This window comes from Salipiger sp. CCB-MM3 (genome assembly GCF_001687105.1).
Taxonomy (GTDB): Bacteria; Pseudomonadota; Alphaproteobacteria; order Rhodobacterales; family Rhodobacteraceae; genus Salipiger.
In genome coordinates this window covers 1,088,148-1,098,819 of sequence record NZ_CP014596.1, presented here as the reverse complement: position 1 = coordinate 1,098,819, position 10,672 = coordinate 1,088,148, and the positions used below count along the sequence as shown (strand labels likewise).

10 protein-coding genes are annotated in these 10,672 nt (G+C 65.8%); 5 read left to right on the top strand and 5 right to left on the bottom strand.

The features are described from left to right. Positions 1-40 precede the first annotated feature (40 nt). Positions 41-928: a dioxygenase family protein gene (locus tag AYJ57_RS18790; protein ID WP_066109610.1), complete on the top strand. Its 888-nt coding sequence runs from the start codon at positions 41-43 to the stop codon at positions 926-928. Positions 929-1,002: 74 nt separating this feature from the next. Here the strand turns inward: AYJ57_RS18790 and AYJ57_RS18785 are convergent, their stop codons facing one another. Beyond that, positions 1,003-1,674 carry a GntR family transcriptional regulator gene (locus tag AYJ57_RS18785; RefSeq protein WP_066109606.1) on the bottom strand — a complete coding sequence of 224 codons (672 nt, stop codon included), beginning with the start codon at positions 1,672-1,674 and terminating at the stop codon, positions 1,003-1,005. 107 nt (positions 1,675-1,781) lie between these two features. On the opposite strand from AYJ57_RS18785, the gene AYJ57_RS18780 reads away from it, so the two are divergent. From AYJ57_RS18780 to AYJ57_RS18765, 4 genes are all read left to right on the top strand, one after another. After that, positions 1,782-2,852 carry a 4-hydroxythreonine-4-phosphate dehydrogenase PdxA gene (locus AYJ57_RS18780; protein ID WP_066109603.1) on the top strand — a complete coding sequence of 357 codons (1,071 nt, stop codon included), beginning with the start codon at positions 1,782-1,784 and terminating at the stop codon, positions 2,850-2,852. Between the two features lie 45 nt (positions 2,853-2,897). Beyond that, positions 2,898-3,887 carry a TRAP transporter substrate-binding protein gene (locus AYJ57_RS18775; RefSeq protein ID WP_066109600.1) on the top strand — a complete coding sequence of 330 codons (990 nt, stop codon included), beginning with the start codon at positions 2,898-2,900 and terminating at the stop codon, positions 3,885-3,887. A 63-nt stretch (positions 3,888-3,950) separates the two neighbouring features. Further along, entirely contained in the window at positions 3,951-4,535 is a 585-nt protein-coding gene (locus AYJ57_RS18770; protein WP_217621121.1) for a TRAP transporter small permease, read from the top strand. After that, on the top strand, positions 4,532-5,818 hold the full coding sequence (locus AYJ57_RS18765; protein ID WP_066109598.1) for a TRAP transporter large permease: 1,287 nt from the start codon (positions 4,532-4,534) through the stop codon (positions 5,816-5,818). Before AYJ57_RS18770 ends, AYJ57_RS18765 begins: the two co-directional genes overlap by 4 nt. Before the next feature lie 103 nt (positions 5,819-5,921). Here AYJ57_RS18765 and AYJ57_RS18760 read toward each other — a convergent pair whose 3' ends face one another. From AYJ57_RS18760 to AYJ57_RS18745, 4 genes are read right to left on the bottom strand one after another with little or no spacing between them, the layout of a single operon-like run. Beyond that, positions 5,922-7,310, bottom strand: a complete 1,389-nt coding sequence (locus tag AYJ57_RS18760; RefSeq protein WP_066109595.1) for an amidase family protein — start codon at positions 7,308-7,310, stop codon at positions 5,922-5,924. Positions 7,311-7,328: 18 nt separating this feature from the next. Continuing rightward, positions 7,329-8,222: a 2-hydroxyacid dehydrogenase gene (locus tag AYJ57_RS18755; RefSeq protein ID WP_066109591.1), complete on the bottom strand. Its 894-nt coding sequence runs from the start codon at positions 8,220-8,222 to the stop codon at positions 7,329-7,331. Further along, the gene (locus AYJ57_RS18750) at positions 8,219-9,829 is read right to left on the bottom strand and encodes an ABC transporter ATP-binding protein (protein WP_066109589.1); all 1,611 of its coding nucleotides are present in this window, start codon (positions 9,827-9,829) and stop codon (positions 8,219-8,221) included. The genes AYJ57_RS18755 and AYJ57_RS18750 overlap by 4 nt, the downstream gene beginning before the upstream one ends. Beyond that, positions 9,826-10,626: an ABC transporter permease gene (locus AYJ57_RS18745; protein WP_066110464.1), complete on the bottom strand. Its 801-nt coding sequence runs from the start codon at positions 10,624-10,626 to the stop codon at positions 9,826-9,828. Before AYJ57_RS18745 ends, AYJ57_RS18750 begins: the two co-directional genes overlap by 4 nt. Positions 10,627-10,672 lie beyond the last annotated feature (46 nt).

The window sequence follows — 10,672 nt, the reverse complement described above, 5'->3', positions numbered from 1 at the left end:
CTCTAGGTGACAAGACCAAGAACAAGCGAAAGTTTCAGACATGACGCATAGCCACGACCACGATGACCATGATCTCGGCTTCTCTCACGATCTGCCGCGGATGATCGGCCGCCGCAAACTTCTCAGCATTCTCGGCGGTGTCGGCCTTGCTTCGGCATCCGGTCTGCCTGCGCTGGCGGCGCAATGCGTGGCACTGCCGTGGGAGACCGCTGGCCCCTACCCCGCCGATGGCAGCAACAGCCGCGATGGATCGGTGGTGAACGCGCTGACCCAAGAAGGCGTCATCCGCGAAGACCTGCGCCCCTCGTTCGGCGAAATGACCGCCGAGGCCGATGGTCTGCAGCTGGATCTGGAATTGACCTTGGTCGATGCCGACGGCTGCACGCCGCTCGCCGGGCACGCGATCTACGTCTGGCATTGCGACACGACGGGGCTCTACTCGCTATATGACACGCCCGAGGCGAACTATCTGCGCGGCGTCGGCGTCGCCGATGACGAGGGCAAGGTGAAGTTCACCACCATCGTGCCGGGCTGCTACGACGGGCGCTGGCCGCACATTCACTTCGAGATCTTTGAGTCCCCCGAGGCCGCTGTGAGCGGAGCCGAGCCGGTGCTGACCGCGCAGATCGCCCTGCCGGACGACGAGGCCGCCAAGATCTACGAGCAAGACGCGCGCTATTCCAACGGCACCCGCAACCTTGGCCGGATCACCATCCCCAGCGACAACGTGTTCGGCGACAACACCGATGCCGAGATCGAACAGCAGACGCTGGCGATGAGCGGCAGCGTTTCGGATGGCTACACCGGCACGCTGACCATCCCGGTCGATTTCGACGCCGAGAAGAGCACGATGGCCGCGCCGCCCATGGGTGGTGAAGGCGGCCCCGGCGGACCCGGTGGCGACATGCCGTCGCCGCCGAAGAACTGAGGACAACAAACGAAGGGCCCGGCACTCCTGCCGCGCCCTTTTGCAGTCCTGGGGATCGTGGCCGCCCCGGCGGCTCAGAGCGTCTCTTTCACCCGGTCCCAAGTGTTGGTGAGATGGCGCGACATCACATCGCCGAGCCGCGCACCATCGCGCGCTTCCAAGGCGGCGATCATCTCCTCATGCTCGCCCACCGCATCGGCCCAGAACGTCTCGGTGCCATTGCCGACAAAGCGGATGCGTTTCAGCCGCCCCTGAATGTTCTGCTGTATCTCCTGCAGCGTCTCATTGTCCGACAGCGCCGCCAGCCGCGAATGAAACTCCTGATTGAGCTTGTAGTAGGGCAGCCGATCGCGCTTGCGGTAATGCGCCAGCATCTCTTCGTGCAGCGCGCGCATTCCGGCGATGTCTTCGTCGCTGGCCCGTTCGCAGGCGGTCTGGCCGGCCAGTTTCTCCAGATGGCCCAGCACTTCGAGCATCGAGAACACATCCTGCGGCGAGAGTTTGCGCACCGTAGCCCCGCGCGAGGGCTGGATGACGATCAGCCCTTCGGCGGCCAGAGTGCGCAACGCCTCGCGAAATGGGGTGCGTGACACCCCCAGTTGTTCGAGCAGTTGCACCTCATCGATCCGGCTTCCCGGCTCGAGATGGCCTTCGATGATCAGGTCCCGGATCCGGTTCGCGACCTGATCGTGAAGGGATTCCTTCTTGATTTGCAATGGCATGGCCGAAGCTGAAGACAGGTCCATGACACCTCCGCAGTGACTGTTTCGCCTAGGTTAGCAAGATTTTCCTTGCCACGCGATACCGTATTGGAACACAAAATATACAAAATACATGTGGAGGAGAATCGAATATGCGAGTGGCATTGGCGATCGGGGATGCCGCCGGGATCGGGCCTGAACTGGCTGCGAAGATCGTGGCGGATGCGCAGGCGAACCTTGGCGATCTGATCGTCATCGGGGATGCACGCCTGCTGGCGAAAGGCGCACAGATCGCCGGAGTGAAGGTTGACCTGCCGGTGATCTCCACCGCCGACCTCGCAAAGCCGCTGCCCGAAGGCGCGCTGCTGCTCGACCTGCACAATTGCGATCCAGCCACGGTGCCGCCGGGCAAATCCTCGGACGCCGGGGGCCGCGCCTCGCTGCAGAATTTCGCCACGGCGCTGCTGCTCGGCAAGGCCGGGATCGCGGGCGTGGTCGCCTTCACCCCGTTTAACAAACACTCCATGCGCCTCGCGCGCTCCAGCTATGTGGACGAGATCGGCTTTGTCGACGCGGTGATCGAGTCCGAGCAATCGGGCCGCGAGTTCAACGTGCTCGACGAAGTGTGGAACGCCCGGGTGACCTCGCATATCCCGCTGAGCAAGGTGGCGGCCACGATCACCACCGAGCGCGTGGCCAACAGCCTGAAACTCACCGCCGAGGTGATGACTGCCGCGGGCATTCCAAACCCGCGCATTGGCGTCGCGGCGCTCAACCCCCATGCCGGGGATGGCGGAAATTTCGGCCATGAGGATGACGAGGTGATCGCCCCCGCCATCGAAATCGCCAAATCCCAAGGGATTAACGTGACCGGCCCCGTGCCCTCGGATACCGTCTTTGTGCGGGCCATCAAGGGGGGAGAGTTCGACGCGGTGATGACCATGTATCACGATCAGGGACAGATCGCGATGAAGCTGATCGGCTTCGACCGGGGGGTGACGCTGATCGCGGGCTACCCGTTCCCGATCGTGACCCCGGCGCATGGCACCGCCTTCGACATCGCGGGCAAGGGCTGCGCCGACACCGGCGCCACCTTCAATGCAATCGCTCTCGGCCGGAAACTGGCCGGGCTGCAGCCCCGGCCGCCGGCCACGGAGGAGGACCGCACGCATGCGGCCGGGGCCATCGCGGCGCTCACCGAACCGGAGGTTCTGGCCGGCTGAGCCCACCCCCACCAACAGGACCAAGCACTCAGGGAGGAGACACACTTGGAACTCAAGCATATCGCACTGATCGGAGCCGTCGCAGCGACGCTACAGGCCGCACCCGCGCTGGCGCAAACCGAGATCATCTTTGGGATCAGCGCCGCAGACGGCTCGCTGCAGGATCAATCCGCCGAGGAATTTGCCCGCCGCGCCAACGAGAAACTCGGCGACAAAGCGGTGGTGAAGGTCTTTGACAGCTCGCAGCTGGGCAAAGACAAGGACATGCTGCAGAAGATCAAGCTGGGCACGATGCACATCACCCTGCCCAGCTCGACCATGCCCGAGATCGCGCCGGAATACGCGCTGTTCGATCTGCCCTTCCTCGTGGCCGACCGCGCGCACTTGGCGAAGATCGACGAGGCGCTGTTTGACAGCGTGCTGCTGCCCGCCGCCGAGGCCAAGGGCTACAAGCCGCTGGCGATCTGGGAGAACGGCTTTCGCCAGATCACCAACTCCAAGCATCCGGTGACCACGCCCGCCGATCTTCAGGGGCTGAAGATCCGCACGCCGAATTCCAGCTGGCGCGTGGCGATGTTCAAGGAATACGGCGCCAACCCGACGCCGATGCCCTTCTCGGAGCTGTTCGTGGCGCTGCAGACCGGCGTGGTCGACGGGCAGGAAAACCCGATGACCAACATCTACGGCGGCAAGCTCAACGAGGTGCAGGAGTATCTCTCGCTCTCGGGCCACGTTTATTCGCCCGCCTATCCGACGGTCGGCATCAAGGCCTTTGAAAAGCTCGACCCCGAGGTGCAGCAGATCATCGAGGAGACCGCCAAGGAAGTCGCCTTCTGGGCGCGCGAGACCGGTGCGGCGCAGGATGAGGAACTCGTGGGCAAGCTCGAAGAGGGTGGCCTCAAGGTCAACAAGACCGACCGCGACGCCTTCGTCGAAGCCTCCAAGCCGATCTACGAAAAGTTCGCCGCCGAAGTTGATGGCGGGCAAGAGATGATCGACAAGGCGCTCTCGCTGGCAAACGGCTCGGGGTCCTGAGCCATCCCGGCGGCGCGGCCCTGACCGCGCCGCCCCATCCCCCCAATTCATACGGAGGCAAACGTGCTGTCCCGTTCCATCCGCTGGCTTGATCGCGCCCTGCAGATCGCCACGATCGCGATGATCGTCGTGCTGGCTCTCGTGGTGCTGCTCGGCGTCGCCTATCGCTACACCGGCCAGTCGCTGATCTGGTACGACGAAGTGGCCGCCGCGCTGCTCGCATGGATCACTTTCACCGGGGCCGCGCTGGCCGTGGTGCGCAACTCGCACATGGGGTTCAACGGGCTGATGTTCGGCCTGCCCGGCCTTGGGCGCTTCGTGCTCTTCGGCATTGTCGAGCTGCTGTTCCTGACCATCTGTGCCATCGTCACATGGGCGGGTTGGGCGATCCTCGAGATCTTCGGCGACGAGGTGATGACCACGGTGCGCTTCGTGCCCCGCGCCGTGCTGCAAGGCGTGCTGCCGGTGAGCTTTGCCCTGATGTTCGTCGGGCGGCTCCTGACGCTGCCGCAGCGGCTGCAAGCGGTCCGCGACGGCGTCGATCCCGATACCGCCGAGATCGAGCATGAGATCGCCCGCGCCGAGGCCGAACTGGCACAGGCCCGCGCCCATCCCCCCCATTCCGCGCCCCGGGAGGCCACGCAATGATCGAAGCCGGCATTCTGCTGTTCATGTTCGTGCTGATCGCCGTCGGCATGCCCATCGCCTTCTCGATCCTCGGATCGGCACTCTTGGGCGTCTATCTGCTCAATGGCGAGCTTGGCTTTCTCAACGCCGCGCTGTCGCTCTATGACGGAGCCACCAGCTTTCCGCTGATCGCCATTCCGCTGTTCATCCTCGCAGGCGCGCTGATGAACACGGGCGGCATCTCGACGAGGCTCATCGCCTTCGTCTCGGCGCTGATCGGCTTCGTGCGCGGCGGGCTGGCGATGGTCAACGTCGGCGTGTCGATGTTCTTTGCCGAGATCTCCGGCTCCGCCGTGGCCGATGTGGCCGCGACCGGATCGGTGCTGATCCCGGCGATGAAGGAAAAGGGCTATCAGCCGCGGCTCGCGGCGGCGATCACCTCGTCTTCAGCCTCGCTGGCAATCATCATCCCGCCGTCGATCCCGATGATCCTTTACGGCGCCATGTCCGACACCTCGGTGGTCAAGCTCTTCGTCGCGGGCATCGTGCCCGGCGTGCTGGGCGGAGGGCTGCTGATGGCGCTCTGCTACTACATGGCCCGGCGCTACGACCTGCCACGCGACGAGGCCTTCTCGCTGCGCCGTCTTGCCGAGACCGGGAAAGAGGCGTCCTGGGCGCTGATCCTGCCGGTGGTGATCCTCGGCGGCATCTTCGGCGGCGTGGTGACGGCGACCGAAGGCGCGGCGCTGGCGGTGGTGGCGGCGCTCTTCATCGGGGTCTTCATCTACCGCGAGATCGACCTGCGCCATCTCTATCAGGCGCTGGTGGACGGAGTGCTGCAGACCTCTGTGGTGATGCTGATGGTCGCCGCCTCGGCGGTGCTGGGGCTCTACCTGACTGAGACCGAGATGCCGCAGCGGCTGGCCGCGGGCATCACCCAGATCACCACCAACCCGTTTGCCGTGCTGATGATCATCAACCTCTTCCTGCTCTTTGTGGGCATGGTGCTGCATGGCGCGGCGGCGATCATCCTGACGGTGCCGATCTTCATGCCGCTGGTGCATGAGCTCGGGATCAACCCCATCCAGTTCGGTATTCTGCTGACGCTGAACATCGCCCTTGGCCAGCAGACGCCGCCGGTTGCGAGCGTATTGATCACCTCCTGTTCGATCGCGCGCACCGACGTGTGGCGCACCTCCATCGCCAACCTGCCTTTCGTGGGGGTTCTGGTGCTGGTGCTGCTGCTCGTCACCTATGTGCCGGCTGTGTCTCTCTCGCTGGTGGATCTGGTCTACGGACAGTGACCGGACCCGCGCGGGTTGGCTCTCCCCGGGGCTGGCCTGCGCGCAAAATGACAACGCCGGCCCTTTGCGGGGCCGGCGCTTTTGCATGGCGGATGGTGAACCGTCACGCCGGGGGATGCAGACCGAAAGCCGCCTCCAACACCTCGCCAGCTTCGAGGCAGATATCCTCGCGCCACGGCGGCGCCACAAGCTGCACACCGCAGGGCACGCCCGCCTCGACCCCCGAGCAGATCGAGACCGCCGGAAGCCCCAGAACCGGAATGCCGATCTGCGGCACCTGCGCCTCCCATAGCCGGGCGATGGCCTCGGGGCCGTTCAGGTCCTCATCCTGCGCGAAAGGCAGTTCCGACGAGACCGGCATCAGCACGATCGGATAATCGACGAGGAACGCGCGCCACGCCCGGATCAGCCGCGAGCGGCGGGTGAACAGCGCGCTGAACCTGGCCACGTCAATCGCCTTGGCGCGTTCCTCGTAGAAGCTGAGCAGCGCGATGGCACCGGGATCGCCTTCGAGTTTCGCCGCCGCCAGCTTGTCCGAATGCGCGTCCGACAGCCAAAGGTCGATCTGCACATCCACCGCCTCACGGATGTCGGGCACCTCGGTGGGCTCGTCCACCTGCCAACCCGCAGCGCGGAGGATCGCGGCGGCGCGTTCGAGATCGGCGATGATGCGCGGATCGGTATCGATGCCGCCGGGCCGTTTCACCAGCGCGACGCGGCGCGGCAGGTTCGGCCCGGTCAACGGCATCGGCGTGCTCCACGCGTCGTCGGGCGCGTAGCCGGACATAGCCTCGAGCCCCAGCCGCAGATCATCCACCCGCCGTGCGAGCGGCCCTGCGACGGCCATCAACTGAGGGCCGATGGCGCGGTCGGGCCCGGTGTTGTTCTGCGCGGGCACTCGGCCCGGCGTCGGGCGCAGCCCCTGCACACCGCAGGCATAGGCCGGGTAGCGGATCGAGCCCGCAATATCGGTGCCATGGGCGATATGCCCCAGCCCCGCCGCCGTCGCCGCCCCGGCCCCGCCGGATGAGCCGCCCGGCGTCAGCGCCGGGTTGTGCGGGTTGCTGGTGGTGCCATGCAGGTTGTTCGAACTGAACCAGCGATACGAGAACGCCGGGCAGTTGGTGCGCCCGATGACAATCGCGTCCTGCGCCCGCATGTTGCGCAGAAAGCCCGCGTCCTCGGTGGCGATCAGATCCTTGGCCAGCGTGGTGCCATTGGTGGTGGCATAGCCCTTCTGGTCGGCGATCACCTTCACCGTGACCGGCACACCGGCGAGCGCCCCCACCGTCTCGCCCGCCGCGATGCGCGCATCCAGCGCCTCGGCCTCGCGCATGGCGTCTGCGCCGCAGTCCTGCACGATGGCGTTGATCGCCGGGTTCTCGCGCGCCACACGGTCGAGCGTGCTGCGGATCACATCCTGCGCGCGCATCCGGCCACTGCGGATCGCCGCCGCGAGATTGCGGGCGGAAAGGTCGTTGGGGTCTGTCATGAAAGGGCCTTCGGAAGGTTACAGGGAAGAGAGCCGCTCGCGGATCGACTGCACGACGAAGCGCCGCTCGGGGATGCTGGCCACATGCGGGGTGATGAGCACCTTGGGATGCGCCCAAAGCGGATGCTCCTGCGGCAGCGGCTCGGTCTCGAAGACATCGAGCGAGGCACCCGAGAGGTGTCCACTGTCCAGCACCGCCATCAGCTCATCCTCGACCACCTGACCGCCGCGACCGATCTGCACCAGCGCCGCGCCCTGCGGCAGCTTTTGCAAAAAGCCCGCGTCGATCATGCCGCGCGTGGTGCTTGTCAGCGGCAGCACGTTGATCAGGATGTCGGTCTGAGCAAGGAAGTCATCGAGCCCGTCGCCGTGGAAATGCTGCACGCCCGGTTCCGCCGGATCGGGCGCGCGGCGCGAATAGCCCGCCACCGCATAGCCCAGCCCCATCAGCCCTTTGGCGATGGCGCGACCCATATGGCCAAAGCCCAGCACGCCGACGCGGCGGTAGCTGGGCGAAAGGCCGGTCACGGTGCGCGACCATTTGCCCTTCGCCTGCTGCGCGACGTAGCGGCCCATGTCGCGGTGATGCCAGAGCACGTGGAAGGCGGCAAAGCCCGCCATCTGCAGCGCCTGATCGGCGTCCTCCACCCGATAGACCGGCACGCTCTCGGGGCGCGACGGGCAGGCCATGATCGCATCGGTGCCCGCCCCCGCCGAGAAGATCGCCTTGAGCCCGCTCATGCCCTCGAACACATCGGCGGGCGGGATGAAGGTAAAGACGAAATCCACCTGCGCCGGATCGGTGATATCCTCGCGCCGCATGACGGTCAGTTCGGGCGCGTCCTTGGCGAAAATCTCGCTGTAGTGCGGCCAGAGATCGACGCCGCCGCTGGTGGTGATGACGCCCCTCATGCGGCGCCCTCGCTGGCCCAGTCGGCGCCCGGCACGGCCGCCAGAAGCTGCCGCGTGTACGCTTGCGCCGGATTGAGGAAAATGTCGTGCACGGTTCCGATCTCCACCAGTTTGCCTTTCTGCATCACGGCGATCCTGTCGCAGAGTTGCGCCGCCACCCGCAGGTCGTGGGTGATGAACAGGATCGACAGATCGAAACGCTCGCGCAGATCGCGCAGAAGGTCCAGCACCTGCGCCTGAATAGAGACGTCCAGCGCCGAAACTGCCTCATCGGCGATGATCAGTTCGGGGTCCATGGCCAGCGCGCGGGCAATCCCGATACGCTGGCGCTGGCCGCCCGAGAACTCATGCGGAAAGCGGCTGGCGGCATCGGCGCCAAGGCCGACGATCTCGAGCAGTTCCTTCGCCCGCGCCTGCGCCTGCGCTTTCGGCACGCCCTTGGTGATTGGCCCGTCGGTCAGCGCGCCCATGATCCGCTGGCGCGGATTGAGCGAGGCATAGGGATCCTGAAACACCATCTGCACCTTGTGGCGCTGCTTGCGAAGCTCCTCTTCCGACAGCGCCGCCAGATCGGTGCCGCCGACCAGCACCTGCCCGCCGTCCGGCGTGACCAGCCGCACCGCGGTGCGGCCCAGAGTTGACTTGCCCGAGCCGCTCTCTCCGACCAGCCCCAGCACCTCGCCGCGCCCGACGGTGAGCGAGACATCGTCCACCGCGCGCACTTCGCGCACCGGGCGGAACATGCCGCCCCCGGTGCGATAGACTTTACGCAGTCCTTTGATCTCGAGCGCCGGAACGTCGCGCGGGGCACGGGCGGGCGGCAGCTTGCCGGTGGGGATCGCGTCAAGCAGGCGGCGGGTGTAGTCGTGCTGCGGGTCGGTGAGCACCGAGGTGGCGCTGCCACGTTCGACCACCTTGCCCTCGCGCATGACGATCACCTGATCGGCGATCTCGGCCACCACCCCGAAGTCGTGGGTGATGAACATCACCGCCATCCCGTGCCGCTCGCGCAGGTCGAGGATCAGCTTGAGGATCTGTGCCTGCGTGGTCACGTCAAGCGCCGTGGTCGGCTCGTCGGCGATCAGAAGTTTCGGCTCCAGCGCCAACGCCATGGCGATCATAGCCCGCTGCCGTTGCCCGCCCGAAAGCTGGAACGGATAGGCACGGATGATCTTCTCGGGGTCCGGCAGCCCGACCTCGCGGATCAGGTTCAGCGCCTTGTCGCGCCGCTGCTGCTGGGAAAAGCGGTCATGCGCGGCAAAGACCTCGGCGATTTGCTCGCCGATGCGCATCAACGGGTTGAGCGCGGTCATCGGCTCCTGAAAGATCATCGCGATGCGCTCGCCGCGCAGCGCCTGTTTTTCAGGTTCCGGCAGGCGCAGGATGTCGCGCGCCTCAAACATGGCGCGGCCCGTCTTCACCGTCACGCCCGGCGGCAGCAGCCCCATCAGCGCGTTGGCGGTCATCGACTTGCCCGAGCCGCTCTCGCCGACGACGCAGAGGATCTCGCCCTTCTCGATGGCAAAGGAGATATCCTCGACCGCGAAGGCCCGGTCAGCGCCCTGCGGCAGGCCGATGCTGAGGTGTTCGATGGAGAGCGCGCTCATGCCTTGCCCTTCCGGCTGAGGTGGGGGTTGAGGGCGTCGTTCAGACCCTCGCCAATGAGGTTCAGCGCCAGCACCGTGATGACGATGGCGATTCCCGGGAAGAAACTGAGCCACCACGCGCTGCGGATCACCGTGCGCGCCGCCCCGATCATATAGCCCCAGCTCATCGCGTTGGGATCACCGAGGCCAAGGAAGGACAGCGAGCTTTCCAGCAGGATCGCAGTGGCGACCATCAGCGAGGCCATGACGATGATCGGCGAGACGGTATTGGGCAGCACCTGCGTCATCAGGATGCGCGGGCGCGACAGGCCCGCCAGCCTTGCGGCGTCGACGAACTCACGCTTGCGCACCGACATGACCTCGGCCCGCACCAGACGCGCCACCGGCGGCCACGACACGATGGCGATGGCGATGGTGATCGAGGCCAATGTGGGCTGGAAGATCGCCACAAGCACGATGGCCAGCGCAAAGTTGGGGATGGTCTGGAAGAACTCGGTGAAGCGCATGGCGCCCTCGTCCACCCAGTTGCCGTAAAAGCCCGCGAGCGCCCCAAGCGGCACGCCAATCAGCAGCGCCACCAGCGTCGACACAAGGCCCACCAGCAGCGACACACGCGCGCCATAGGCCAGCTGCGAGGCGACGTCGCGGCCCAGCGTGTCGGTGCCCAAGGGAAGCCCATCCATGGTGAAGGGCGCTAGGAAGGGCCGCTGCACCATCTGCCACGGATCATGGCTGAACAGCAGCGGGGCGAAAATGGCGATGGCGATCACCGCCACCAGAAGAACCACGCCGATCATCGCGCCGATATTGGAGGAAAACCGTTTCCACATGATCAAAGCCCTC

Excerpts from the sequence above, each read along its gene's own strand:
- AYJ57_RS18790 (WP_066109610.1), top strand. The coding sequence starts at position 41 with ATGACGCATAGCCACGACCACGATGACCATGATCTCGGCTTCTCTCAC.
- AYJ57_RS18785 (WP_066109606.1), bottom strand. The coding sequence starts at position 1,674 with ATGGACCTGTCTTCAGCTTCGGCCATGCCATTGCAAATCAAGAAGGAA.
- AYJ57_RS18780 (WP_066109603.1), top strand. The coding sequence starts at position 1,782 with ATGCGAGTGGCATTGGCGATCGGGGATGCCGCCGGGATCGGGCCTGAA.
- AYJ57_RS18765 (WP_066109598.1), top strand. The coding sequence starts at position 4,532 with ATGATCGAAGCCGGCATTCTGCTGTTCATGTTCGTGCTGATCGCCGTC.
- AYJ57_RS18760 (WP_066109595.1), bottom strand. The coding sequence starts at position 7,310 with ATGACAGACCCCAACGACCTTTCCGCCCGCAATCTCGCGGCGGCGATC.
- AYJ57_RS18755 (WP_066109591.1), bottom strand. The coding sequence starts at position 8,222 with ATGAGGGGCGTCATCACCACCAGCGGCGGCGTCGATCTCTGGCCGCAC.
- AYJ57_RS18750 (WP_066109589.1), bottom strand. The coding sequence starts at position 9,829 with ATGAGCGCGCTCTCCATCGAACACCTCAGCATCGGCCTGCCGCAGGGC.
- AYJ57_RS18745 (WP_066110464.1), bottom strand. The coding sequence starts at position 10,626 with ATGATCGGCGTGGTTCTTCTGGTGGCGGTGATCGCCATCGCCATTTTC.